Source organism: Brevibacterium samyangense (assembly GCF_039529845.1).
GTDB classification, from domain to species: Bacteria; Actinomycetota; Actinomycetes; order Actinomycetales; family Brevibacteriaceae; genus Brevibacterium; species Brevibacterium samyangense.
The window spans coordinates 171515-196055 of the sequence record NZ_BAAANO010000020.1 but is presented as its reverse complement, the minus strand read 5'-3'; the positions used below and the strand labels follow the sequence as shown (position 1 = coordinate 196055).

Genomic DNA, 24541 nt, shown 5'->3' with positions numbered 1-24541 from the left:
CCGCCGCCGAGGCGCCCTGCGGCCGGGTGCGGAACGCACCGCGGCCCCCGTGGAGAGGACTCCGACGGGGGCCGCGGTGTGCGCCGGGCGATGACACCCGTGAGGCGGAGGGTCAGGACCGAGCGGCGGCCCGTTCCGCCGCCTCGACCACATTGGTCATGAGGAGCGCGACGGTCATCGGGCCCACACCGCCGGGATTGGGCGAAAGGTATCCCGCGACCTCGGCCACACCCGGGTGGATGTCGCCGTACACCTTGTTCTTCCCGGTCTCCGGGTCGACCTCCCGGGTGACCCCGACGTCGAGCACGGCGGCGCCGGGTTTCACGTCCTCGGGCCGGATGAGGTGCTTGACCCCGGCGGAGGCCACGATGACGTCCGCCTGACGCAGGTACTGGCCCATGTCGACGGTGCCGGTGTGCACCTGGGTGACGGTCGCGTTGATCTCACGACGGGTGAGGAGCAGCCCGATCGACCGACCGATCGTCACTCCGCGACCGACCACGACCACGTGCTTCCCCTTGAGGTCGTAGTCGTGGCGCAGGAGCAACTCGATGACACCGCGGGGCGTGCACGGCAGCGGGGTGTCGATCGGCTGGTTGACGTTGAGGACGAGACGCCCGAGGTTCGTCGGGTGCAGCCCGTCGGCGTCCTTGGCCGGGTCGATCCTCTCGAGGACCGCATCCGTGTCGAGGTGCTTCGGCAGCGGCAGTTGCACGATGTACCCGTGGCACTCGGGGTCCGCGTTGAGTTCGTCGATGAGGTCCTCGACCTGCTGCTGCGTGGCGTCGGCCGGCAGCTCGCGCTGGATCGAGTTCATGCCGATGGCCTCGGACTGCTTGTGCTTCATGCCCACGTACAGCTGCGAGGCCGGGTCGGCCCCGACGAGCACGGTGGCGATGCCCGGGGTCACGCCCCGGTTCTTGAGGGCGGCGACGCGTTCGGTGAGCTCCGCCTTGATCGCGGCGGACGTCTCCTTCCCGTCGAGAGAGACCGCCGGCATCAGTACTGCACCAGCCCGTCGTAGAGCGGGAAGTCGTCGGCGAGCTTCTTCACCCGGGCCTGGAGCGCCTCGACGTCCGGCTGCGGCTTGAGCGACTCGGCGATGATGTCGGCGACCTCGGTGAACTCGGTCGCACCGAATCCGCGGGAGGCGAGCGCCGGGGTACCGATGCGCAGACCGGAGGTCGTCATCGGCGGGCGCGGGTCGAAGGGCACCGCATTGCGGTTGACGGTGATGCCGACCTCGTGGAGGAGGTCCTCGGCCTGCTTGCCGTCGAGGGCGGAGTTCCGGAGATCGACGAGGACGAGGTGGACGTCGGTGCCGCCGGTGAGGACGGAGACGCCGTGCTTCGTCACATCGTCCTGCATGAGACGGTCGGCGAGGATACGGGCACCCTCGAGAGTGCGCTCCTGGCGCTCCGTGAACGCCTGGGTTCCGGCGAGCTTGAAGGCGACGGCCTTCGCGGCGACGACGTGCATGAGCGGGCCGCCCTGCTGACCGGGGAAGACCGCGGAGTTGATCTTCTTCGCGTACTCCGGGTTCTTCGAGAGGATGAAGCCCGAGCGCGGTCCGCCGATGGTCTTGTGGACGGTCGAGGAGACGACGTCGGCGACCGGGACCGGGTTCGGGTGGAGGCCGGCGGCGACGAGACCCGCGAAGTGTGCCATGTCGACCCAGAGGGCGGCACCGACCTCGTCGGCGATCGACCGGAAGGCCTCGAAGTCGAGCTGACGCGGGTACGCGGACCAGCCGGCGACGATGACCTTCGGATTGTGCTCGAGGGCGCGCTTGCGGACCATGTCCATGTCGATGACGTTCGTCGCGGGATCGACCTCGTAGGACGCGACGTCGTAGAGCCGGCCGGAGAAGTTGATCTTCATGCCGTGGGTGAGGTGACCGCCGTGGGCGAGGTCGAGGCCGAGCATCGCATCACCGGCACGCGCGAAGGCGTGCATGACGGCGGCATTGGCCTGAGCGCCGGAGTGGGGCTGGACGTTCGCGAACTCGGCGCCGAAGAGATCCTTGGCGCGGTCGATCGCGAGGTTCTCGGCGACGTCGACGTACTCGCATCCGCCGTAGTAGCGACGACCGGGGTAGCCCTCGGCGTACTTGTTCGTGAGCACAGAGCCCTGCGTCTGCAGGACGGCGCGTGGCACGAAGTTCTCCGAGGCGATCATCTCGAGCGTGTCGCGCTGACGACCCAGCTCCTGATCGAGGACGGCGGCGATCTCTGGATCGATGACGCTCAACGAGTCGTTCATCAGATCGAAGGATTCGGTCATGTGCAGGTCTTCTCCCATATCCGAGTCGACGAATGAGCGGCCCAGGCGATCGGCCTCGTTCGTGAGTGCGGTCGCTCCCCCGTGGTTTCCCACGTCTTCTCGCCAGTCACGACCGTCGGTCAGTCTAGCAACGCGGGCACCGTCCGACCCCGGTCGTTCCCCCTCGCGGGCCCGGGCGCGCGCGACGACCACGTGACGGGCAGCCCGGCACCCCGCGAATCGTGCGTCGTACAATGCGCGGATGACCGATTCCGCCTCCGTCTCCCAGACCGGTGCACCCGCGCACTCCGACTCGCCCGAATGGGTCCTCTCGCTGTCCTGCCCCGACGGCGCCGGGATCGTCCACGCAGTGTCGGGAGCCCTCGTCGACGTCGAGGCGAGCATCACCGAGTCCCAGCAGTTCGGCTCCCCGGACTCGCGACGCTTCTTCCTCCGTCTGCAGTTCCGCACCGCGGCTCCGGAAGAGGTGATCCGGGAGGCGCTCGCACCCGTTGTCCGACGCCTCGGCGCGGACATCGAACTGCATCCGGCCGTCCGCAGGCAGCGGGTGCTCATCCTCGTGTCGAAGGCCGGCCACTGCCTCAACACCCTGCTGTTCCAGCAGCGGGGCGGACAGCTTCCGATCGAGGTCGTTGGCGTCGTCGGGAACCACGACGACCTCGCACCGATGGCGGAGTTCTACGGCGTTCCGTTCCATCACATCCCGGTCACCCCGGAGACGAAGGCCGACGCCGAGGCGACCCTCCTCGACCTCGTCCGTGACCTCCACGTCGAACTCGTCGTCCTCGCCCGGTACATGCAGATCCTCTCCCCGGAGCTCTGCGAGGTCATGCGCGGCCGCGTCATCAACATCCACCACTCCTTCCTCCCGAGCTTCAAGGGTGCGAAGCCCTACCACCAGGCGCACGACCGCGGGGTGAAGATCATCGGCGCGACCGCACACTACGTGACGAGCGACCTCGACGAGGGCCCGATCATCGAACAGGACGTCGAACGCGTCACCCATGCGGACTCCGCGCGCGACTTCGTCCACATGGGCCAGGAGATCGAGGCGTCCGTCCTCGCCCGCGCCGTCAAGTGGCACACCCAGGGCCGGGTCCTCCTCGACGGGCACCGCACGGTCGTCTTCCGCTGAGGGCTCCCCCTGCTGAGAGCTCCTCACTCCTCCCCCGCGCGGGGCTCTCCCACCAGATCCGCGGCACGTGCGATGCCCGCCATCGCACTCTCGAAGGAGAAGCGGCTCCGACCGCTCGCCAGGCCCGTGTCGGTGAACCGCGCGAAGTACCGCACCTCGGCCGCGGCACGCACACGGACCTCGTCGGCCTCGGGGACGAAGTCCCGGATCACGGCGAGGTACTCGCGGAACATCCCGTCGATGGTCGCCTCGTCGGCACCGGCGACGCGCATGTGCCGGAGAACCGTGTGGAGTTCGGCACCGACCGGAGAGGCGTCCGCGATCCCCAGGTCGAGGAGGATCGTCCTTCCGCCGCGGTGGACGACGTTGTGGAAGTGGAGATCGTTGTGGGCCACCGTCATCGGCGCGTCCAGAAGTGCGTCCCGCGTGCGTGTCCATGCGGCGAACCCGCGGTCCCACCGTCGTCGTAGTGCCAACGCTGCGCCACCGGGCACGCGGAAGGTCCTGGCGAGGTCCTCGACGGACGGGGCGCGCCGCGGGGGCCAGGCCTGGGGCAGCCGTGCGTCGACCCGGTTGCGACCGTTGAATTCCGCGACGGCCCGCACGGTGTCGAGCAGCCGTGCGTCGAAGACGGCCTCGCGTCGGCCGAGCTCCTCGACGCACTCGGAAACGAAGGAGAACTCGAGGGTCCGCCCTGCCGTACTGTCCCGGATCCGGGTCGGCGCGACGACGGTGAACCGTTCGCCCTCCCGAACGAGGTCCTTTCCCAGCCCCGTGGTCCAGAAATCGTGTTCGGCGCTCGTCGGCGCCAGGACCTTCTCGACGTGGTCGCGACGGGACCCGTCGCGCAGCACCGTCGTGACCCGTACGACCTCCAGACTGCCGGACCCGCTCGGCAGCATCCGCCTCGTGACCTCGACCGGAGCCGCGTGCACGGCGGCCCCGACCACCGAGTCCGGCCACAGGAGCCGTGCGAGTAACGGGATGCGGAGGCAGAGGCGACGCACGGGTCGCAGGATCCTGCGACACGACCGTGGAACCCGAGGAGACATGAGAGAGCCGATCTGGTCAGCCCCCGGCGACGACGACGGGGGCGTATGCACGAATTGCATCGACGGTAGTGCACGTGCAGTGCGCGCGAGATGAAGGTCTTCTCATCCGGCTCTCACACAGCACCGAACTCCTCCCGTGCCCCGTCCGCCCGACGCAGAATCGATACAGCTCCCTGCTGTCCTCAGAGGGTGCGGGCGCATAGGTTCGGACCATGAACGCTTCAGGACCCGCCGTGTCCCCGTCCTCCGCCCGTGGCTCCTCGATGTCCGGCTCCGCGACCTCCGGCTCCTCCGCCCCCGGTCTCCGCACCGCCCTCACCCGACTCAGGGTGCCCAGGCGCCCGGTGAACCTCGCCCGCCAGGCCGTGCTGCGCCTCGCGAACGTCGGTCTCACGGGCGCGTACGCGGCGTACCGCGTACACCCCGCCGTGTGGCGGTTCACCGCCCGCCACTACCGGCCGGAGATGGAACGGTTCGCGAAGCTGAATGCGTGGATGATCTGCCAGAACGCCTCGCTCGACGTGCCGGCCTACCAGGACCACCTCGCCCGCAACGACTTCGAGTTCCGGTGGTGGGACCTCGCGAACTACACCCCCACCTCGAAGGACGAGTACGTGAGGATGTACGCGGAGGACGACCGCTGTTGGCACGGCCGGATCGAGACGGTGGGCACGGTGGTCGACGAGTCCTCGGGCTCCTCGGGCACACCGTTCAACTGGATGCGGTCGAAGAACGAACTGCGCACGGTGCACAAGAACGTCGCCGGTTACGTCACCCTCCTCTTCGGCAGCCGGGACCTGTTCTGCATCAACGCGTTCTCGATGGGCGCCTGGGCGACGGGAACGAACACCGGGCAGGCGATGTCGAAGATCGCGATGGTGAAGAACACCGGTCCGGACCTCACGAAGATCCTCGACACCATGCGGCACTTCGGCCCGCGGTTCACGTACCTCATCAGCGCGTATCCGCCGTTCCTCAAGCACATCGTCGATGCGATGGATGCCGAACCCGAGTACTGGGATCGCTACCGCATGAACGGTTTCGTCGGCGGTGAGGCGATGACGGAAGGTCTGCGCGACTACGTCGAGCGGCGCTTCGACCGGGTGTACTCCGGCTACGGCGCCTCCGACCTCACGATCGGGATGGCCGGCGAGAGCGACCTTTCCGTGACGATCCGCCGGGCGCTCTCGGAGGACCCCGCATTCCGGGCCGAACTCCTCGGCGCGCACGAGTCCCGCGTCCCGATGGTGTTCCAGTACAACCCGCTCGAGACCTACCTCGAGACCACGGAGGACCACGAACTCGTCGTCACCATCAACTCCCGCTCCGTCATGAGCCCCCGCCTGCGCTACAACATCGGTGACGAGGCGAAACTCGTCGACTTCCCGACGATGGTCGCACTCACCCGGAAGTACCCGGAGATCGCCGCCGCCTGCTCCGCGGCCTTCCGGGAACAACGGATGAGGCTCCCCTTCGTCCTCCTCTTCGGCCGCGCGGATTCGACGATCAGTTACATGGGCGCGAACATCTACCCGCTCGACGTCGAGAACGGGCTCTACCGGAACAATCCGTGGGCGCATCTGCTCGACGGGTTCCGGATCGAGCTCACCGACATCGGCGCACTCGAGAACCGTCCGACCATCCACGTCCACCTGCGGGAGGACGCACCGCTCACCGGTCACGAGGCGGTCGACACCGACGCACTCGCCGCCCGGATCTCCGCCGGTGTCGTCGAGCACCTCGCGTCGGTGTCGAGGGACTTCGCCCAGTCCCTCGAGGAGGATCCGACGACCGCCGACATCCGCGTCGAGGTCCACCCGCACGGCACTGGCCCCTTCGCGGAGGCCACTGGGAAGATCAAGAACGTCTACCTCGTGAAGAAGGACTGAGACCGTGCGCACGAACGACTTCTCCCGGGCGCTGCCCCAGGGCCGCGCCGAATCGCTCTTCCTCGGCTGCAATCGGTACCGGTCCCCCTGGGCGGTGCTCGGGCAGGTCCGGCGCTGGCCGAAACTCGCGCGCGCACTGAAACGGGCGCCGGGTTACCTGTGGCACCGCAGCTACTACGAGTTCCCCGACAGGATCGGCCTCGTCGTCGCCTTCGCCACCCGGGACGATCTCATGCGCTTCGCCCGCACCCCCGAACACCGGGAGATCATGGACTGGCTCGTCGGCGCGGAGCCCGGCTCCACCGAGGGCGGCCGGAACGCCCCGGCTCTCGGTGGCTTCATCCGTATCCTCGCCGCCGAGGAATGGGGGTACTCGAACGGGATCTACCGTGCGGAGGACGGGACACTCGGCATGGTCGACCGTTTCACCGCGGTCGACGGGGAGACCACGGGACCGGCGACGTGACCGGCGCGTCCGTCGGGTCCGGTGCCGCGATCCGCATCGTGCCGGTCACCACACGCGCACAGCTCCGCGACTTCCTCGCTCTCCCGGCCCGCCTCGCCCGGTCCCGAGGCGCCGCGCACTGGGTGCCCTTGTTCGCCTCGGACGTCCGGCGGTGGTGGCGCCACGGCGGCCCGTACCCCGGCGGGGACTGCGCGCTGTACCTCGCACTGCGCGGATCCGCGGTCGTCGGGCGCACGACCGTGCACACGGCGCCGCGCCTGGCCGCGAAACTCCGCGCCGAGAGGCAGTGCACGGACGATTTCCTCTTCTTCGGGGCCACCGAGTTCGCGGACGCCGCCGTCGGCGCCGCCCTGTTCGGGTTCCTCGAGGAGGTGGCCCGTCGCGGTGTCGGGACCGAAGAGCGGGATGGGACACCTGCCGCAGCACCGACCGCCTCGGGTGCCGACCGGAGGACTGCGCGGCCGTCCCGCACCGTGCGCCTGTTCGGACCGGTGTCGCTCCTGCCGAACATGACCGGCGGAGTCGTCACCACGGGGTTCGAACACCCGGGTTTCTTCGACGCCGTGTGGAACGACGAAGCGACCGCAGCAACCTTCACGGACGCCGGCTTCACCCCCTGGGGCGGCGGCCGGACCTGGGAGGTCGACATCGCCGGGATTCCGGCGGACCGGCGGACTCCCCCGACCCGGGACGAGCTCGCGCGCGCCGGGGTACGGGTGTTCTCACCGTGGCACAAGGTGGTCGGCCCCTCCCGGCAGCCCGTCGGCGAGGCGGCTGCGGTCCGCACTCGTAATGCGCTCCGGGCGATCCACCGCACGATGAACCGGGCCTTCGCAGCCCTGCCGTACTACACGCGGATCGACGAGGCACAGTGGCGGGAACAGACGGCGGGCCTCGGACTGGTCATGGACCCGGCGCTCGTCGTCCTCGCCGCCCGAGCGGGCGCAGGGGATCACGCTGCTCGGGCACAGCTTCCGGGGTGTGACTCCTTCGCGCTCGTGATCCCGGATCCGATCGGAGGGCTCCGGTCCTCGGGCGGCCGGCTCGACCTCCGCGCCGCCCGCGAGCTGCTCGGTCCGCTTCTTCGACGGCGGCCTCGTGACGCCGTGCTCATCATCCAGGGCACCGACCCCGAGGCGCAGGGTCGCGGTCTCCTCTCGATCGTCACCCGGCAGCTCTTCGCAGCGCTCCACGCACGCGGGTACCGACGGCTCCGTGCCACGTTCATCGCCGAGGACAATCCCGCGTCCTCGGCCGTGTTCGAACGGGCCGGCGGGTATCCCCTCCACACCGTCCGCTTCTTCGAGAAAGCGGTCCGACTGGAGGGCGACGCGTGAACGAGGCGCACCACCATCCGGCAGGCCGGCCGACGCTCCTCTCCCCGGCCGAGATCACCCGGGTCCTCGACACCGCCCGGTTCGCCCCGTCGGCGCACAACACCCAGCCGTGGGTGCCGGAATTCCGAACGGAGGAGGCCAGAACGCCGGAGGCGCACACGGCGCTCGTTCTCCGGGTGGATCCCGAACGCACCCTTCCCGTCGCGGACCCCCGTCACGAGGACCTCACGCTCGCGCTCGGCTGCTGGCTCGAGGCGGCCGCGATCACCCTGCGGCAGAACGGCTCCGACCTGCGGATCGATGCGGTCACGGGCAATGGTCCGGACCTCCACGTGCGTGCGACCGTCGTCGAATCCGCGCCGGACGGCCGGGCGCAGACGACCTCGGCGAAGGCGGCGACCGTCGAGACCTTCACCCCCGCCGACGTCCGCGACCGGTGCGTCGACCGCGGTCGGCTCCTTCCCGATCCCGCGGCGCTCGACCGTGCCCTCACCGCATGGACGGCGGAGGACCCCCGGTCCTCACGCGCGGAAAGTGGCGACGGCGACGCGGCACTCCGGATCGTGGAGGTGACGGAAGCCGTGTGGAGTCGCGCAGCCGGGCTGTCGAGGTACGCACTGTTGTCCTCGGCCCCGGTGTTCGAGGAGACGCTCGCGTGGTTGCGGCTCGACCCCCGGGAGCCGCAATACCGCGAGGACGGACTCACTGCCGACACGCTGCGGATCCCGGCCCCGCTCGCTCGGGGAATGCATGCCCTCGTGGGCACGGGACGGTCCGTGCCGACCCACCTGGTCCACCGCCTCGTGCGGGCTGCGGCGGTGGGCGTCGGTGGGACGGTCGATCGTGTCGTCCGCCGGACCGGGAACCGACGCCGCGCGGACCGTTCCCCGACGTCCGACAGGTACGACGTGGGCGCCCGGTTCCGCGCCCTCTCCCGGCAGAACCCGCACCGTCTCGCACTGCTCGTGCCGACCGCCGGTTCCGCGCCGTCACCCACCGTACTGCTCGCCCACGGCCGGAGGCTCTACCGCCTGTGGTTGCATCTGGCAGGCGCGGGCCTGCGGGTGAACGTCGCCTCGGAGCTCAAGGACGTGCCCGAGGCCGCCCGCCGGCTGACTCCGGACCCGCGGCTGCGGCCCCTCGCCGCCTTCAGCGCGGGAAGGTCCCGGGACCAGCGGGTCCCGCGGGCGCCTCGGCTCCCGTGACCGGGCTCCTGTGAATCGGCTCCCGTGAATGGACCGAGGACCCCTGGTCCGATCGAATGTGATCGCACCAGGGGCCCTCGGGCAGCTCGGGAGGTCAGAGCGAGAAGATCACTTCTCCTCGAACTTCTCCTCAACGGGCTCGGCGTCGGCGGCAGCCTGTGCTTCGTCCTCCTGAGCACCGGACTCGACGTCGGGCTCGACTGCGGGAGCTTCCTCGACCGGAGCCTCCTCGGCAGCAGCTGCCTCGGTGACCTGCTCGGCTTCCTTCACGGTTGCCTGCTTGGGCGAGTAGGGCTCGAGAACGAGCTCGATGATGGCCATGGGGGCGTTGTCGCCCTTGCGCGGACCGATCTTGGTGATACGGGTGTATCCGCCGGGACGCTCGGCCATGACCGGAGCGATCGCGGTGAACAGCTCGTGGACGATTCCCTTGTCCGTGATCTGCTGCAGAACGCGGCGGCGAGCGGCGAGGTCACCACGCTTGGCGAAGGTGATGAGACGCTCGGCAACCGGGCGGAGGCGCTTGGCCTTCGTCACGGTCGTCTTGATCTGCTTGTGCTCGAAGAGCTGAGCGGCCATGTTGTTGAGCATGAGCCGCTCGTGCGCCGGAGATCCGCCGAGGCGGGCTCCCTTGGTGGGCGTAGGCATTGTTCTTCTCCTTGAAGGTTCTTAGAGCTGCTCGTCCTCGACGTAGGACATGTCGTCCTCGGCGACGGTGTCGTAGATACCGACGGAGTCCTTGAGGCCGAGGCCGAGCTCGGCCAGCTTCGCCTTGACTTCGTCGATCGACTTCGAACCGAAGTTACGGATGTCCATGAGGTCCGCCTCGGAGCGTGCGACGAGCTCACCCACGGTGTGGATGCCCTCGCGCTTGAGGCAGTTGTAGGAACGAACAGTGAGATCCAGGTCTTCGATGGCAAGAGCCAGATCCGCTGCAAGCGCTGCATCGACCGGCGACGGGCCGACCTCGATACCCTCGGACTCGGGGTTGAGGTCGCGCACCAGGCCGAAGAGCTCCACGAGGGTCCCACCGGCGGAGGCGATCGCATCACGCGGGGTGATGGACGGCTTGGTCTCCACATCGACGATCAGACGATCGAAGTCGGTACGCTGCTCGACACGGGTGGCTTCGACCTTGTAGGTCACCTTGAGCACCGGCGAGTAGATCGAGTCGACCGGGATCCGGCCGATCTCTGCGTCGGCGTTCTTGTTCTGCTCGGCAGAAACGTAGCCACGACCGCGCTCGATCGTGAGTTCCATGTCGAGTCGACCGGTCTCGCTGAGCGTCGCGATGTAGAGCTCCGGGTTCCGGATCTCCACACCGGCCGGCGCCGAGATGTCCGCTGCGGTGACTTCGCCCGGACCCTGCTTGCGCAGGTAGGCCACGACGGGCTCGTCGAAGTCGGAGGTCACCACGAGGGACTTGAGGTTCAGCATGAACTCGGTGACGTCCTCCTTCACACCGGGAACGGTGGTGAATTCGTGGAGGACACCGTCGACGCGGATGCTGGTGACAGCGGCGCCGGGGATCGAGGACAGCAGGGTACGGCGCAGCGAGTTACCGAGGGTGTATCCGAAGCCCGGTTCGAGCGGTTCGAGAACGAAGCGCGAACGGTAATCGGAGACGACCTCTTCCGTGAGCGTGGGGCGCTGTGCGATGAGCACGTGGGCTTCCTTTCGGCGAGCATCCGCTATATGACGCTCGCATGCACTAGGTGAGTACTACTACTCGAAAACGCTTGCGGTGGATCGAGAGGCTCTGATCAGCCGCGACGACGCTTGGGCGGACGGCAACCGTTGTGCGCCTGCGGCGTCACGTCCTGGATGGTGCCGAGCTCGAGGCCGGTGGCCTGCAGCGAGCGGATAGCGGTTTCGCGACCGGATCCCGGACCCTTCACGAAGACGTCGACCTTCTTGAGGCCGTGCTCCTGTGCGCGGCGAGCGGCGGACTCGGCAGCCATCTGCGCAGCGTAGGGGGTCGACTTACGGGAACCCTTGAAGCCGACCTCACCGGAGGAAGCCCAGGAAATGACGGCGCCGGTGGTGTCGGTGATCGACACGATCGTGTTGTTGAACGTCGACTTGATGTGCGCCTGGCCGTTGACGATATTCTTCTTGACCTTGCGGCGGGTGGAACGCGCAGCGGCGCGTGACTTGGGAGGCATGTGTGATTACTCCTGAACCTGAGGTTACTTCTTCTTACCGGCCACGGTGCGCTTCGGGCCCTTGCGGGTGCGCGCATTCGTCTTCGTACGCTGACCACGGACGGGGAGTCCGCGGCGGTGGCGCAGGCCTTCGTAGCTACCGATCTCGACCTTGCGGCGGATGTCGGCTGCAACCTCACGGCGGAGGTCACCCTCGACCTTGAAGGTTCCTTCGATGTAGTCGCGCAGCTGCACGAGCTCGTCGTCGGTGAGGTCCTTCACGCGGGTGTCCGGGCTGATTCCGGTGTCGGTCAGGGTCTGGCTCGCACGAGTGCGGCCCACACCATAGATGTATGTCAGGGCGATTTCCACGCGCTTCTCACGCGGGAGATCTACTCCGGCAAGACGTGCCATTGGTGATTCTCCATATGTTCGGGTTTCGAAGGTGCTTGCTCAGACCTGATCCCGGTGGAAATGCTCCTCCATCGGGTCCCCGGCCTCCGAACCGAGGGTGTCGTCCTGTCGTTCACCCGGCGCCGGCTCGTTCCACCGGGGTGGACCGGGCCGCGTGGGCCGACAGGGGGCGAGGTCTGCTTGGGTGTGGTGCTCACAGGGATCGATCGGATCATCGACGTTTCAGCGGCATTGCTGCTGCCTCACGACCACGACCTCCCGACCCGTGCGAACGGATCTGCCTCAGGTGCCTGCGATCAGCCCTGGCGCTGCTTGTGGCGCGGGTTCTCGCAGATGACCATGACCCGGCTGTGACGACGGATCACTTTGCACTTGTCGCAGATCTTCTTGACGCTGGGCTTAACCTTCATCGTTATTCCTTCTTCTCACCACGAACACCCCGCGGTGGCACGAGACCTCCGGGGGTGTGTCCGGCGGCAAGAGATGTCGAAAAGATCTTCTTACTTGTACCGGTAGACGATGCGTCCGCGCGACAGGTCGTAGGGAGACAGCTCCACCACGACGCGGTCCTCGGGGAGGATGCGGATGTAGTGCTGGCGCATCTTTCCGGAGATGTGCGCAAGCACCTTGTGACCGTTGCTCAGCTCGACCCGGAACGAGGCGTTCGGGAGAGCTTCGACGACGGTTCCTTCGATCTCAATGACCCCTTCTTTTTTGGCCATATCGTTCGCTAACCTCGGTTTCCCGCAGCAGGTGCTGCGATTCGTTCGTGTCACGTGCTTCCGGGAGGAAACCGGAGGCCCGCACGTACCGGTGGCTGCTCGCCGTGCACCGATCACCCTGTCGCTCACCACACACCCTGCCGGGTGCCACCCCGAGAAACACCTGTCGGCACCCGAGGGTGCCGCGCTGTAGAGTTCTCCCGGCACGGTGCGTGCGAGACCCGCGGTGATCGCCGGAGGGCGATGCCGTGAGTGTTCGCACGAGGGTGCTCGAACGTATTCGAGCATGTGCCGGAACGGGTGTCGAGCGAGCAGGACGAACTGCCCACAGGTCACAAGCCAATCATCTACTCTACACAGTCCCCGCCCCGGCTGCCAGTTCGCGCGGGACCGCAGGAACGAAAGACTCGTCACATGTCCAGCACCGCACCCGGCGTTTCGCGGACCTCCTCGACGGTCCCCGCGGCCTCCATCGCCGCGCCTGTCGCCGTGCACGTCGTCACGTCGGTCACCGCGGGCGTCCTCGAGCTCGTGAACGAGTCCCGGACGCGCGGTATTCCCCTGTCGCGGTTCCGGGCGGACCTCGGCGCCCTCGGAAGCGTCCTCGGTCGGTCCCGCAGGGCCGGCCATGCGGTGCTCCGGGCTCTCGCCGGGGACTCCGCCGCCGAGGCGCCGCGGCCCGACAGCCCCGCGTCCCCCATCCTCCGCCTCACGCCGGACGAGCTCGCCGTCGTGCTCGGGGCGATCCCGGTCCTCGAGCCCGTAGGCCGCGGGCGACCGTGCAGCGTCCCGGCACGGCTCTCCCGCGCCGGCGCGTCCGAATCCCGCGCCGGCGCGTCCGAATCCCTCGCCGGCCCGGGTGCCGGAGCCCTGCCGGCCTCCGCCGGCGGCGGTGCGCCGGTCTCCGTGCGGCAGGGGCGCCTCGGCGATTGTTGGTTCGTCGCGGTGATGGCCGCGTGCGAACACGTGCGGCCGGGGTTCCTCTCCTCACTCGTCCGTGTACGTCCCGATGGTCTCGTCGAGGTCGACCTCCACGGACTGCGCGGCCCGCGCACCGTCGTGATGAGTGCGCGCGTGCCCCCGGCGAATCGGGCCGGGGACCGGCACCTCCGTCCGAACGTGGCGAGCCTCGTCGAGAAGGCCCTCGTCGTCGGCTTCGCCGGGCACCGGTACGTGTGGGCCCAGCGGAACTTCGCGGGGAACGCACTCCGCGTCCTCACCGGCACCTGGTGTCCCGCTCGCCCGGTACCGCGCACTCTCGCGCCCATCGCCGAGGCGCTGGCCACCGGCCGTCCCGTCGTCGCCTCGACGCTCGTGCGGCCCGGTGGTTCCTTCCTCCTGCCCCGGGAGGACGACCCCGCGCGCGCATTCGCCCTCATGGACGGCCATGTCTACGTGGCGCACGGCGTCTCCCGCACCGACGAGGACGGACACCCCGATCCGGATGCGCCCCTCCGCGTCCACCTGCACAACCCCATCGGAGTCCCCGAGGGCGAGCCCCGCCGTACGGATCTGTACCTGTCCGCCCGGCAGTTCCGACGCGCGTTCGTCTCCGTGAACATCGGCCCACCGCTGCACTGACCAGCACTCACCGATTGCAGGGCAGCCGCGGCCCGCAACGACAGCCGCCGAACCGATTGCCCGGCACTGAGGCCCGTCCGGAACGAGCAACGCAAGGTGGGGTGGTGGCGGCGCCCGATGGGAGTGGCTTCGGGCGCACACGACGAGGGGCTTCCGGCGAATGCCGGAAGCCCCTCGTCGTGTGGGCGGGAGGGCGCCGCCACCAGCCCACCGCCCTGTGCTGTGCTTTCGCCGTCGATCAGCAAGCAGGTATTCGAACCACCGTCACTCGGAGAGCGCCGCCGCCGTCCGCTCGAGCGCCTCTCGGAGGATCGGCCGCGGAGTCGCGAAGTTCATCCGCAGGTGTCCGGCGAGTCCCGTGCCGCACAGCGCACCGTCGGTGAAGGACACCTTCCCCTTCTCCAGGATGTGCGTGTGGAGTGCGCTCGGGTCGATCCCGAGGCGCGCACACGTGGCCCGGAGGTCGAGCCATCCGATGTACGTGCCCTGCGGCGGGATGAAGACCGCGTCCGGCACGAGTGCGGGCAGGAGCTCGGTCACGAGGTCGCGGTTGCCCTCGAGGTAGGTGCGCACCTCTGCGAGCCAGTCCCGGCTCCCGGTGTAGGCCGCGGCCGTCGCGAAGAGCCCGGGGTTCGAGGCCATGTGCGCCGTGAAGAGGCACTTCTGTTTCCAGACCGCGAGGTCAGCCTCGTTCGAGAAGAGCATCTGTGCGCACTTGAGGCCGGGGATGTTGAAGGCCTTCGTCGCGGCGATCGCGGTGACCGCGTGTCCGGCGTTCACTTCGTTCACGGACGTGTACGGCACATGGGAGTGCTCGGAATAGACCAGCGGGGCGTGGATCTCGTCGGCGTAGACGCGGGCACCGTTCGCCTCGACGACCTCTCCGATGCGCACGATCTCCTTCGCGCTGTAGACCTTGCCGATGGGGTTGTGGGGGTTGACGAACACGAGGAGCCCACCACCGGCCTTGAAGGCCGCGTCGAGGCCTGCGTAGTCGACGGTCCAGTCGGATTCGCCCTTGATCATCGGCACCTCGATGACCTCGCGGCCGGCGAAGGTCGGAGCCGTGAAGAACGGCATGTACGCCGGTGTGAGGAGGACGATCTTCGATCCCGGCGCACTGAAGTGGTCCATCGCGACGTTGAGGCCCATGAGGACGTCGGGCAGGGTGTCGATGCGCTCCGGCGGCACGCGGTACCCCGAGAGGTCCGCGTAGAAGTCGGAGGTCGCCCGGCGCACCTCGTCGTACAGCCATTCGGGGGCATACCCGAAGAGGTCCCGCCGGTCGACCTCGTCGAGGCTCTTCCGCACCGGGTCCGCGACCCCGAAGTCCATCTCCGCGATGTGCATCCCGATCGTGCCGGGGTAGGTCGTCCACTTGTTCGAGCCCTGTTCGACGAGGGCGGTCTCCGTGATGGAGTCGAAGCGGTGAGTCGCAGGTGACATGAGGGGTGCCTTTCGCATTCGTGGAACGGGGATGTCCCCAGTGTGCACGCACCGCGTTCACGGCAGTACTCCGGTCGTCACATCCCGGACACGCCCGTGGATGCGCCGGCCTCATGTGCGGGTCCGACACGCACTCGGGCGTCCTCCGTATCAACTTCGTGTAAATCTCCCGAGGATTTTCCGTGTTTTTGTTGGCCACGTGAGCGAAAACGTGGTGAACTCTTGTTGAGGCGGCGGTTGTATACACCCCCTCGAGTCCCGGGCATCATCCCCCCTTGCAGTGATCCCACCTCGCAACCGCCGCCTCTCCCCATCCCATGAAAGGCAAGCCGATGCGGGCCACCTCCGGTTCCAGTACCCCCGTTCCCGGCGCCGCGGCCCCACCGTCCCGGTCCGACCGCGGTCGTCCCCGCCTCGTCCTCGAACGCAGGCACTACCTTCTCGCCGCCGCCCAGATGTTCTCCGGTGTCGGGATCGCCGTCGGTGTGGCGGTCGGTGGCCTCCTCGCCGAGGACCTCACGGGTCGCACCGAGTTCGCCGGGTTCTCGCAGACCGCCTCCGTGCTCGGTGCCGGACTCGCCGCGATCCCGCTTTCCCGCCTCGCGGTCCGCCGGGGCCGCCGCGCCTCCCTCACGACCGGGTTCACCCTCGCACTCTGCGGCGCGGTCCTCATCGTCCTCGCCGCGACGCTCGACTCCTGGCCCGGGTACTTCCTCGGCATGATGCTCTTCGGGATCGCGACCGCGACGGGCCTCCAGGCCCGCTTCGCTGCGACCGACGGCGCACCCGCCCATGTCCAGGGCCGTCTCATGTCCTTCGTCGTGTGGGCGCAGACCATCGGCTCCGTCGCCGGACCGAACCTCTCGGAGCCCGGCGCCGGCATCGGCACCTGGCTCGGCACCCACGCCCTCGTGGGACCGTTCGTCATCAGCATCCTCGCGTTCGGCCTCGCGGTCTGTTTCACGGCGTCACTCCCCCGCCTGCGTCCCACGGGCGGGACTCCCGCCCCCGGCCGAGGCGCCCCGCTCTCCGCAGACCGGGGCACCTCGGCAGCGGGCGGCACCGATGACCCGACGGAGCGCGGGGGCACCGGCCCGGCGGGGTCGAGATCCTCCGTCGGCGCCCTCGCCGCGCTCCGCGTCGTCCTCGCCCACCCACGCGCGACGATGGGTATGACCGCGGTCGTCGCCGGGCAGATGATGATGGCGTCGGTAATGGTGATGACGCCCATCCACATGCATCACAGTGGGCACGCGATCCACCTCGTCGGACTCGTCATCAGCGTCCACATCCTCGGGATGTACGCGTTCTCGCCGGTCGTCGGCTGGCTCACCGACCTCCTCGGTCCCGGTCGAGTCATCACCGTCGGGATGGCCGTGTTCGCGCTCGCGATCGGCATCGGGATGTGGGACGCGACCGGGGAGTCCCTCATGTGGCGGATCTCCCTCGCCCTCGGCCTCATCGGTCTCGCATGGTCGTGCACGATGATCGCCGGGTCGACCCTCCTCACGACGTCGATCGACCCGTCGCACCGGACCGCGGTCCAGGGCACCTCGGACGCGTGCATGAACTTCGGTGCCGCGGGGGTGACGGCCCTCGCCGGGCCCGTCCTCGCGGTCGGCGGCTTCCTCTGGATCAACGCGATGGCGGCCTGTGTGCTCGCGGTCCTCGTGCTCGTGTGCGCCCGCGCCGGTTTCGCGTGGCACCCGGCGCGCCGCTGAACCCGGATCGGAGCGCACTCCGTCGACGCCACGATTCCCTTCGACCACCCCGTCGAAATCGCGATTCCCTTCGACCACCCCGTCGAGATCGCGATTCCTTGCGCATTCCTGCCGATTTCCAGCACACAATCGCGACCTCAACGGCCACACTCGCAGGCAATCGCGACGTCGATGCCCCCGCCACCGGGCGCCACGACGCCGCGTAGGGTCCCTACGACACGTGAAAGTTCCATGATGGTGGCTCGCGCGAGCCACCATCATGGAATTCTCCCGTGTCTCGACGGTTCACTCGTACGACGAGTTCCGGATGTGAAATCAGTCGTTCTCGAGAAATCGTGCCGCGAACCTCAGCTCCTCCAGAGGCGTTTGATGCCCTCGGTGACGACGAAGATCCCGAGCGCGAGGAGCGCCGTGATACCCCACGCCTCGAGCGGCAGCGCAGTGCTGCCGAAGAGGTCGTGCATGACAGGGACATAGACGAAGAACAGCTGGAGTGCGAGGAGCGCCCCGCACGACAGCCACAGCATCCGGTTGCCAGTGAACACCTCGGGGGTGAACGAGCTCCGCCCGAGGAACCGGCAGTTGAAGAGGTACGCCATCTGCCCGAGCGCGAGCATCGTCACGGCCGTGGTGCGGGCCGCCTCGAGATCGACGCCGCGCCCCATCTGCCAGTAGAACAACGCGATCGTCACCCCACCGATGAGGACGGACACCGCGAGGACCCGGCCGAGGAAACTCGCGCTCAGCAGGGGTGCGTTCGGATCGCGCGGCATCCGGTCCATGATCCCGGTCTCCGCCCGCTCGTTCGCGAGGCTGAGCGAGAGCGTCACCGCGGTCACCATGTTGATCCACAGCACCTGCACGGGTTCGAGGGGGAGCACCCACCCGAAGACGACCGCGAAGAGCACGACGAGCGACTGCGCCCCGTTCGTCGGCAGGAGGAAGAGGACGGACTTCCGGACGTTGTCGTAGATCCGTCGTCCCTCCTCGACCGCGGCCCGGATCGTCGCGAAGTTGTCATCGCCGAGGACGACGTCCGCGGCCTCCTTCGTCACCTCGGTACCCTTGATGCCCATCGCCACCCCGACGTCCGCCTGGGTGAGTGCGGGGGCGTCGTTCACCCCGTCGCCGGTCATCGCGACGACCTCGCCGTGCGCCTGCAGCGCACGCACGATCCGCACCTTGTGCTCGGGACTCGTACGGGCGTACACGTCGACGTCGCGAACGACGGACCGCAGGTCCTCGTCGTTCATCGCCTCGAGTTCCGCACCGGAGAGCACGTTCGTCCCGGTGCCGTGGACGAGGCCCATCTCCTTCCCGATCGCGAGCGCGGTACCCGCGTGGTCACCGGTGATCATCTTCACCGCGACGCCGGCCCGCTTGCACACCGCGATCGCCTCGACCGCCTCCGGGCGGGGCGGGTCGACGATACCGACGAGCCCGACGAGTTCGAGCCCGTCCTCCACCGCGGCGTGATCGAGCGTGTTCTCTCCCTCGGCGGCCGGGCGCCGGGCAGCTGCGAGGACCCGCAGGCCCCGGCCCCCGATCTCGTCGATCCGGGCCTCCCATGCCGCCCGGTCGAGCGGTTCCGCACCACCCGAGGCGCCGGTCTGGTGGGTGCACCGTGCGAGCACCCGGTCGGGGGCGCCCTTGAGGAGTACCTCGCGTTCGCCTGCGGGACCGGCGACGAGGACCGCCTGGTACTTCGTGGCGGATTCGAAGGGCACGACCGCGTCGCGCCGCCATCCCTCCCCCGCGAACCCGATCTTGGGGCCGAGCACCGTGAGCGCCCCGTCCGTGGGCGAACCGACGAGGGTCCACCCGTGCTCCTCCTCGGTGACGGCCGCATCGTTGCACAGGGTCATGACCCGGGCGAGGGCCGTGAGGTCCGCCCGCGGACCGACCTGCTCTCCGCCCAGGGTGAGCTCGCCCTCGGGCGAGTACCCGATCCCGGTGACCGCGAACTCCGCGTCCGCTGTCCGCACCGTGCGCGCGGTCATCTCGTTCTTCGTGAGGGTCCCCGTCTTGTCCGAACAGATCGTCGTGACGGAACCGAGCGTCTCCACGGCGGGGAGCTTCCGGGTGATCGCGCGACGCCGTGCCATCTGTTGGACACCGAGCGCGAGCGTGATGGTGACGAGCGCGGGCAACCCCTCCGGGACCGCGGCCACGGCGAACCCGATGGCGGCGGAGACGAGTTCACCGGCGGGCCAGTCGTGGACGAGCATGCCGACGAGCATGATGACGACGGCGAGCCCGAGGATGAAGATCGCGAGCTGCGTACCGAACCGGCCGAGCGCCCGGGAGAGCGGGGTCTCGAGCGTCGTGACGTCGGCGATCATCGCCTGGATCCGTCCGATCTCCGTCCGTGTGCCGGTCGCGGTGACGACGCCCCGTCCCTCCCCCACGACGACGAGCGTGCCGGAGAACAGCATGTTCGAGCGGTCGCCGACCCCGGCGTCCGCGGGCACGGGCGCAATGTCCTTCTCCGCCGCCGTCGACTCGCCCGTGAGGGCGGACTCCTCGGCCTGGAGGTTGTTCTCCTCGAGGAGCCGGATGTCCGCGGGTACACGCTGGCCCGCGCTCACCCGGACGATGTCCCCGGGAACGAGGTCGTCGGCGTCGACGTCGTGCCACTGCCCGTCCCGGAGTGCGAAGGCGCGCGTCGTGAGCATCCGGGAGATCGCGTCGAGGGCCTTCTGCGCGCGTCCCTCCTGAATGAGCCCGACCGCCGCGTTGATGACCGTGACCGCGAGGATGACGAAGAAGTCGACCCAGTCCCGCAGGAGGAACTTCGCGAGTGCGGAGGCGAGCAGGATGTAGATGAGGACGTCCTGGAACTGTGCGAGGACCCGCCGCCAGAAGGGCACGGGTTCACTCGCGGCCAGGCGGTTGGGACCGTACTCCCGCAGCCGGGATCCGGCTTCCTCCGCTCCGAGGCCCGTCGTCGCGGTGCCGAGCTCCTGCAGGAGGAGGTCGGTGTCCTGGGCCCACGGCGCCTCGGGAACGGGGTGCCCGGCGGGATCGGAGTACCCGGCAGGGGCGGACCGCGCCGGGTCGGTGGGGCCGACGGGGTGCGCGGACTGTGCCGCGCGGCCGGGTCGATCGGCAGGGGTGTTCGGGGAACCGCTCATCGAAATCCGCTCTCGGGAGGGAAACGTACGTGCTTCGATGGTAGGACTGCCCCGACCTTCCGACCAGGGCGGACAGTGGCCGTCTCAGGACGGCGAACGCCCCCGTCTCACGGCGGAGGCGTTCGGGGTGGAACACGGCGGACACCGGAGGGACGGCGCGGTCGGATGTCGTCGGTGCGAGCGCCCCCCGGGTCGGTTCAGTCCGCCAGGGGTACCGGGGTCACCCCGTACTTCGCGAGGCGCGCCTCACCGCCGTCGGGCTCGGTGAGCACCCAGATGCCCTTCGAATGGCGGGCGACCGTGTGCTCCCAGTGGCTGGCGCGGGATCCGTCCTTCGTCACGACCGTCCACTCGTCCGGGAGCGTCTCCGAGGCGATCTCGCCGAGCACGAGCATCGGCTCGATGCACAACACCATGCCGGGGCGCACCTTGGGCCCCATGTTCCGGGCGCGGTAGTTGAGGACCTCGGGATCCATGTGCATCTCGGTCCCGATGCCGTGGCCGGTGAAGTCTTCGATGAGGCCGAGATCGGGACCGAGCTCGGTCGCACACTCCTCGATCGCCTCGCCGATCTCCCCGACCTTCTTCGCTCGGGCGAACGCCGCGATGCCCGCCCACATGGCTTCCTCCGTCACCTGCGACAGCCGGATGTCCTCGGGGCGACCGACCTCGTCCCCGCCGCACACCATGGTGAAGGCGGAATCACCGTGCAGCCCGCCGACGATGGCACCGCCGTCGATCGAGACGAGGTCGCCGGCCTCGAGCACGCGGTCGTCGGGGATGCCGTGGACGATGACCTCGTTCGGGGAGACGCACAGGGTCCCGGGGAACCCGTGGTAGCCCTTGAAGTTCGAGCGGGCGACGGCTGCCTGCACCGCCTCCTCCCCTGCTCGGTCGACGTCCCGCAGAGTCGCTCCCGGGACGCACGCGGCGCGCGCGGCGTCGAGGGCGGCACGGGTCACGAGCCCGGCCTTGCGCATCGTACGGATCTGGGCGTCGGTCTTGAGTTCGATACGGGATCCGAACATCGGGCCCTCCTCGGTCGTGCAGTGATGGTGGTCGTGCCGGTTGCGGTGGTGTCGTGCCGGTGGTGCGTGCCGCGCCGTGGTGATCGCCCTGGGGCCCGCGTGGGACCACGGCCGGAACGGCCAACGCCGCCCGGGAGGGACGTCGGTGTCCGGTCCGGGCGGCGATCGATGGAGAACGGAATCAGGCGTCGAGCGCCGCGAGGATCCGTGCGGTGACCTCGTCGACCTCGCCGAGGCCGTCGACCTGCTTGAGCAGACCGCGGTCCGCGTAGATCGCGGTGAGCGGCTGGGTCTCCTTCGCGTAGACCTCGAGGCGGTGGCGGATGACGTCCTCGGTGTCGTCCGCGCGGCCCTGGATCTTCGCGCGCTCGAGCAGACGGGAGACGACCTCGTCGGTGTCCGCGGTGATCTCCACGACCGCGTCGAGCGACGAACCGAGGTCCGTGAGCATCGCATCGAGCTCGTTCACCTGGGCCTCGGTGCGCGGGTAGCCGTCGAGGAGGAATCCCTCGGCTGCGTCCGACTGCGCGAGGCGGTCCCGGACCATGCCGTTCGTCACCTCGTCGGGGACGTACTCGCCCTTGTCCATGTACGACTTCGCAGTCTTCCCGAGTTCGGTCTCCTCGGCGACGTTGGCGCGGAAGATGTCGCCGGTCGAGATCGCCGGGACTCCGAGCTTCTCCGTGAGACGTGCGGCCTGGGTGCCCTTACCGGCACCGGGGGGACCGATGAGGATGATGCGTGCGGACATGGAGATCCTTCCTGTGGGAATGCGTGACGCCAGTCTAGTCCGGTCACCGGCGGGCGCGTCCTCGCGTCCGCCGGTGACGCCCGGGCCGGGCGTGCACCTGTCGGGCGCTGCCCCGGTACGGGGAAGCGCAGAAGGTCGGGGCGCCTCGCCGGTTCACGAGGCGCCCCGACCGGTGGGCACTCAGCGCAGCAGACCCTCGTAGTGGCGCTGCTGCAACTGCGAGTCGATCTGCTTGACGGTCTCCAGGCCGACACCGACGACGATGAGCAGGGAGGTACCGCCGAACGGGAAGTTCTGGTTCGCATCGATGAGGACGAGCGCGATGAGCGGGATCATCGCGATGAACGCGAGGTACATCGAACCCGGGAAGGTGATCCGGGACAGCACGAAGCTCAGGTACTGCTCGGTCGGGCGGCCGGCGCGGATGCCCGGGATGAAGCCGCCGTACTTCTTCATGTTGTCCGCGACCTCCTCCGGGTTGAAGGTGATCGCGACGTAGAAGTACGCGAAGAAGATCGTGAGGAGGAAGTACAGGACCATGTACATCCAGTGGTCACCGGTGGTGAGGTGCTCGTTGATCCACAGCACCCAACCGGCCTCCGGGTCACCGAACTGCGCGATGAGCCCGGGCAGGTAGAGGACCGAGGACGCGAAGATCACCGGGATAATGCCGGCTTGGTTGACCTTGATCGGGATGTACGTCGAGGTACCGCCGAACATGCGGCGGCCCACCATGCGCTTGGCGTACTGGACCGGGATGCGGCGCTGCGACTGTTCCACGAAGACGACGAGGACGACGAGAGCGAGGCCGACGAGGAGCACGATCGCGAAGATGTCGATGCCCTGGGTCTGGAAGATCGCGCCGAAGGCCGAGGGGAACGCGGAGACGACAGCCGTGAAGATGAGGATCGACATGCCGTTGCCGACGCCGCGTTCGGTGATCTGCTCACCCATCCACATGATGAGGCCGGTGCCTGCGGTGAGAGTGATGACGATGATGAGGATGCCCCACCAGGCGTCGTTGACGAGGAGGTTGTTGCACTGCTCGACGTTGCCGAAGAGGGCACCCGTCCGAATGGTCGACACGAGCGTCGTCGCGTTGAGGATACCGAGACCGATGGTGAGGTAGCGCGTGTACTGCGTGAGCTTCGCCTGTCCCGAGGCGCCTTCCTTGTGGAGGGCCTCGAACCGCGGAATGACCACGCGCAACAGCTGCACGATGATGCTCGCGGTGATGTACGGCATGATGCCGAGCGCGAAGATCGACAACTGCAGGAGCGCACCACCGGAGAACAGGTTGATGAGCCCGAACGCACCCTGGTTGAGCTGGGGCGCGGCGACACACAGCTGGACCTGGCTGTAGTCGACGCCGGGAGCGGGAATGTACGACCCCATGCGGTACAGCACGATCATGGCCAGGGTGAAGAGGAGTTTGTTCCTCAGGTCAGGCGTTTTGAAGGCCCGCCCAATAGCGCCGAGCAAGCGTCCTCCTGAAGTCAGGGTGTCCCGCGTGATCCGAGGCCGTGGGGCGCCGGGTCCGCCGCCACGGGGGCGTGGGCACGTACGAGTGAGAGAAATACCTGGTGCACTTTATCAGCCGGGGCCTGCGCGCCCGAACCGGAAAGTGTCCGGCAGGTGAATGCCACCGGGCCGCGGGCCGAAGCGGGCGCGGGCCCGCCCGGCACGGACCGCGGACGAGGAAGGATGAATGCGAGGAGGGAGACCGCTCTTCACGAGCGATCTCCCTCCTCCTCACACAGCGTTCAGCGTGCGATACCGATCAGGCAGCGGTGGTGGTTCCGCCGGCAGCGGTGATCTTCTCGATCGCCGATGCGGAGAACTTGTCCGCCGTGATGTCGATCTTCACGGTGATCTCGCCGGTGCCGAGCACCTTGACGGGCTGCTTCGGGCGAACCGCACCCTTGGCCACGAGATCCGCGACGGTGACGGTGCCACCTTCGGGGAACAGGGCCGAGAGCTTGTCGAGGTTGACGACCTGGAAGGTCACCTTGTTCGGGTTCTTGAAGCCACGAAGCTTGGGCAGACGCATGTGCAGCGGCGTCTGTCCACCTTCGAAGCCGTGGGGCACCTGGTAACGAGCCTTGGTGCCCTTGGTTCCACGACCGGCGGTCTTACCCTTCGACGCCTCACCGCGACCCACACGGGTCTTCGCGGTCTTGGCACCGGGGGCGGGACGCAGGTGGTGGAGCTTCAGTGCGCTCTGTTCAGACAT

The 24541-nt window shown here is 68.5% G+C and carries 22 protein-coding genes and 1 riboswitch; of the genes, 7 read left to right on the top strand and 15 right to left on the bottom strand.

Annotated features, from left to right (window positions below; genetic code table 11):
• Positions 1-112 precede the first annotated feature (112 nt).
• Positions 113-1000 (bottom strand): bifunctional methylenetetrahydrofolate dehydrogenase/methenyltetrahydrofolate cyclohydrolase, encoded by an 888-nt coding sequence (locus ABD172_RS11550; protein WP_344309784.1) that lies wholly within the window; start codon positions 998-1000, stop codon positions 113-115.
• Complete coding sequence (glyA, locus tag ABD172_RS11545) at positions 1000-2283, bottom strand: serine hydroxymethyltransferase (RefSeq protein WP_344309782.1); 1284 nt, start codon at positions 2281-2283, stop codon at positions 1000-1002. Before glyA ends, ABD172_RS11550 begins: the two co-directional genes overlap by 1 nt.
• A gap of 32 nt (positions 2284-2315) precedes the next feature.
• Positions 2316-2403: riboswitch (ZMP/ZTP riboswitch) on the bottom strand.
• 121 nt (positions 2404-2524) lie between these two features.
• Here glyA and purU point away from each other — a divergent pair.
• Positions 2525-3418, top strand: coding sequence for a formyltetrahydrofolate deformylase (purU, locus tag ABD172_RS11540; RefSeq protein ID WP_344309780.1), 894 nt, complete (start codon positions 2525-2527; stop codon positions 3416-3418).
• A 23-nt stretch (positions 3419-3441) separates the two neighbouring features.
• On the opposite strand, the gene ABD172_RS11535 is transcribed toward purU, so the two are convergent.
• Positions 3442-4425 (bottom strand): RNA-binding protein, encoded by a 984-nt coding sequence (locus ABD172_RS11535; RefSeq protein WP_344309778.1) that lies wholly within the window; start codon positions 4423-4425, stop codon positions 3442-3444.
• Positions 4426-4682: 257 nt separating this feature from the next.
• Here ABD172_RS11535 and ABD172_RS11530 point away from each other — a divergent pair, with 257 nt between their 5' ends.
• Genes ABD172_RS11530 through ABD172_RS11515 form a run of 4 tightly spaced genes read left to right on the top strand, consistent with a single transcriptional unit; the run spans position 4683 to position 9367 of the window.
• A complete protein-coding gene (locus ABD172_RS11530; RefSeq protein WP_344309776.1) occupies positions 4683-6359 on the top strand; it encodes a phenylacetate--CoA ligase family protein in 1677 nt (558 codons plus the stop codon).
• A gap of 4 nt (positions 6360-6363) precedes the next feature.
• Positions 6364-6825: a hypothetical protein gene (locus tag ABD172_RS11525; protein ID WP_344309774.1), complete on the top strand. Its 462-nt coding sequence runs from the start codon at positions 6364-6366 to the stop codon at positions 6823-6825.
• Positions 6822-8162: a GNAT family N-acetyltransferase gene (locus ABD172_RS11520; RefSeq protein ID WP_344309772.1), complete on the top strand. Its 1341-nt coding sequence runs from the start codon at positions 6822-6824 to the stop codon at positions 8160-8162. The genes ABD172_RS11525 and ABD172_RS11520 overlap by 4 nt, the downstream gene beginning before the upstream one ends.
• Positions 8159-9367 carry a hypothetical protein gene (locus ABD172_RS11515; RefSeq protein WP_344309770.1) on the top strand — a complete coding sequence of 403 codons (1209 nt, stop codon included), beginning with the start codon at positions 8159-8161 and terminating at the stop codon, positions 9365-9367. Before ABD172_RS11520 ends, ABD172_RS11515 begins: the two co-directional genes overlap by 4 nt.
• 108 nt (positions 9368-9475) lie before the next feature.
• Here the strand turns inward: ABD172_RS11515 and rplQ are convergent, their stop codons facing one another.
• From rplQ to infA, 6 genes are all read right to left on the bottom strand, one after another.
• Positions 9476-10015 carry a 50S ribosomal protein L17 gene (rplQ, locus tag ABD172_RS11510; protein WP_344309769.1) on the bottom strand — a complete coding sequence of 180 codons (540 nt, stop codon included), beginning with the start codon at positions 10013-10015 and terminating at the stop codon, positions 9476-9478.
• 21 nt (positions 10016-10036) lie between these two features.
• Positions 10037-11032, bottom strand: a complete 996-nt coding sequence (locus ABD172_RS11505; protein ID WP_344309767.1) for a DNA-directed RNA polymerase subunit alpha — start codon at positions 11030-11032, stop codon at positions 10037-10039.
• 98 nt (positions 11033-11130) lie between these two features.
• Positions 11131-11532, bottom strand: coding sequence for a 30S ribosomal protein S11 (rpsK, locus tag ABD172_RS11500; RefSeq protein WP_344309765.1), 402 nt, complete (start codon positions 11530-11532; stop codon positions 11131-11133).
• Positions 11533-11556: 24 nt separating this feature from the next.
• On the bottom strand, positions 11557-11925 hold the full coding sequence (gene rpsM, locus ABD172_RS11495) for a 30S ribosomal protein S13 (RefSeq protein ID WP_344309763.1): 369 nt from the start codon (positions 11923-11925) through the stop codon (positions 11557-11559).
• A 296-nt stretch (positions 11926-12221) separates the two neighbouring features.
• On the bottom strand, positions 12222-12335 hold the full coding sequence (gene rpmJ, locus ABD172_RS11490) for a 50S ribosomal protein L36 (protein ID WP_028473449.1): 114 nt from the start codon (positions 12333-12335) through the stop codon (positions 12222-12224).
• A gap of 90 nt (positions 12336-12425) precedes the next feature.
• Complete coding sequence (gene infA, locus ABD172_RS11485; protein ID WP_025777906.1) at positions 12426-12647, bottom strand: translation initiation factor IF-1; 222 nt, start codon at positions 12645-12647, stop codon at positions 12426-12428.
• 414 nt (positions 12648-13061) lie between these two features.
• Here infA and ABD172_RS11480 point away from each other — a divergent pair, with 414 nt between their 5' ends.
• Positions 13062-14228: a hypothetical protein gene (locus tag ABD172_RS11480; protein WP_344309760.1), complete on the top strand. Its 1167-nt coding sequence runs from the start codon at positions 13062-13064 to the stop codon at positions 14226-14228.
• Positions 14229-14492: 264 nt separating this feature from the next.
• Here ABD172_RS11480 and ABD172_RS11475 read toward each other — a convergent pair whose 3' ends face one another.
• On the bottom strand, positions 14493-15674 hold the full coding sequence (locus ABD172_RS11475; protein ID WP_344309759.1) for a MalY/PatB family protein: 1182 nt from the start codon (positions 15672-15674) through the stop codon (positions 14493-14495).
• 317 nt (positions 15675-15991) lie between these two features.
• On the opposite strand from ABD172_RS11475, the gene ABD172_RS11470 reads away from it, so the two are divergent.
• Positions 15992-17395 carry an MFS transporter gene (locus ABD172_RS11470; RefSeq protein WP_344309757.1) on the top strand — a complete coding sequence of 468 codons (1404 nt, stop codon included), beginning with the start codon at positions 15992-15994 and terminating at the stop codon, positions 17393-17395.
• Positions 17396-17742: 347 nt separating this feature from the next.
• Here ABD172_RS11470 and ABD172_RS11465 read toward each other — a convergent pair whose 3' ends face one another.
• The 5 genes from ABD172_RS11465 to rplO all read right to left on the bottom strand — a co-directional run bounded on the left by ABD172_RS11465 (position 17743) and on the right by rplO (position 24541).
• Positions 17743-20529: a cation-translocating P-type ATPase gene (locus tag ABD172_RS11465; protein ID WP_344309755.1), complete on the bottom strand. Its 2787-nt coding sequence runs from the start codon at positions 20527-20529 to the stop codon at positions 17743-17745.
• 197 nt (positions 20530-20726) lie between these two features.
• Complete coding sequence (gene map, locus ABD172_RS11460) at positions 20727-21557, bottom strand: type I methionyl aminopeptidase (protein ID WP_344309753.1); 831 nt, start codon at positions 21555-21557, stop codon at positions 20727-20729.
• 181 nt (positions 21558-21738) lie between these two features.
• Positions 21739-22308, bottom strand: coding sequence for an adenylate kinase (locus ABD172_RS11455; protein ID WP_344309751.1), 570 nt, complete (start codon positions 22306-22308; stop codon positions 21739-21741).
• Positions 22309-22488: 180 nt separating this feature from the next.
• Entirely contained in the window at positions 22489-23790 is a 1302-nt protein-coding gene (gene secY / locus ABD172_RS11450) for a preprotein translocase subunit SecY (protein WP_344309750.1), read from the bottom strand.
• A gap of 298 nt (positions 23791-24088) precedes the next feature.
• The gene (gene rplO / locus ABD172_RS11445) at positions 24089-24541 is read right to left on the bottom strand and encodes a 50S ribosomal protein L15 (RefSeq protein WP_344309749.1); all 453 of its coding nucleotides are present in this window, start codon (positions 24539-24541) and stop codon (positions 24089-24091) included.

Excerpts from the sequence above, each read along its gene's own strand:
- ABD172_RS11550 (WP_344309784.1), bottom strand. The coding sequence starts at position 1,000 with ATGCCGGCGGTCTCTCTCGACGGGAAGGAGACGTCCGCCGCGATCAAG.
- glyA (WP_344309782.1), bottom strand. The coding sequence starts at position 2,283 with ATGACCGAATCCTTCGATCTGATGAACGACTCGTTGAGCGTCATCGAT.
- purU (WP_344309780.1), top strand. The coding sequence starts at position 2,525 with ATGACCGATTCCGCCTCCGTCTCCCAGACCGGTGCACCCGCGCACTCC.
- ABD172_RS11530 (WP_344309776.1), top strand. The coding sequence starts at position 4,683 with ATGAACGCTTCAGGACCCGCCGTGTCCCCGTCCTCCGCCCGTGGCTCC.
- rplQ (WP_344309769.1), bottom strand. The coding sequence starts at position 10,015 with ATGCCTACGCCCACCAAGGGAGCCCGCCTCGGCGGATCTCCGGCGCAC.
- rpsK (WP_344309765.1), bottom strand. The coding sequence starts at position 11,532 with ATGCCTCCCAAGTCACGCGCCGCTGCGCGTTCCACCCGCCGCAAGGTC.
- rpsM (WP_344309763.1), bottom strand. The coding sequence starts at position 11,925 with ATGGCACGTCTTGCCGGAGTAGATCTCCCGCGTGAGAAGCGCGTGGAA.
- rpmJ (WP_028473449.1), bottom strand. The coding sequence starts at position 12,335 with ATGAAGGTTAAGCCCAGCGTCAAGAAGATCTGCGACAAGTGCAAAGTG.
- infA (WP_025777906.1), bottom strand. The coding sequence starts at position 12,647 with ATGGCCAAAAAAGAAGGGGTCATTGAGATCGAAGGAACCGTCGTCGAA.
- ABD172_RS11480 (WP_344309760.1), top strand. The coding sequence starts at position 13,062 with ATGTCCAGCACCGCACCCGGCGTTTCGCGGACCTCCTCGACGGTCCCC.
- ABD172_RS11475 (WP_344309759.1), bottom strand. The coding sequence starts at position 15,674 with ATGTCACCTGCGACTCACCGCTTCGACTCCATCACGGAGACCGCCCTC.
- ABD172_RS11470 (WP_344309757.1), top strand. The coding sequence starts at position 15,992 with ATGAAAGGCAAGCCGATGCGGGCCACCTCCGGTTCCAGTACCCCCGTT.
- ABD172_RS11465 (WP_344309755.1), bottom strand. The coding sequence starts at position 20,529 with ATGAGCGGTTCCCCGAACACCCCTGCCGATCGACCCGGCCGCGCGGCA.
- map (WP_344309753.1), bottom strand. The coding sequence starts at position 21,557 with ATGTTCGGATCCCGTATCGAACTCAAGACCGACGCCCAGATCCGTACG.
- ABD172_RS11455 (WP_344309751.1), bottom strand. The coding sequence starts at position 22,308 with ATGTCCGCACGCATCATCCTCATCGGTCCCCCCGGTGCCGGTAAGGGC.
- rplO (WP_344309749.1), bottom strand. The coding sequence starts at position 24,541 with ATGTCTGAACAGAGCGCACTGAAGCTCCACCACCTGCGTCCCGCCCCC.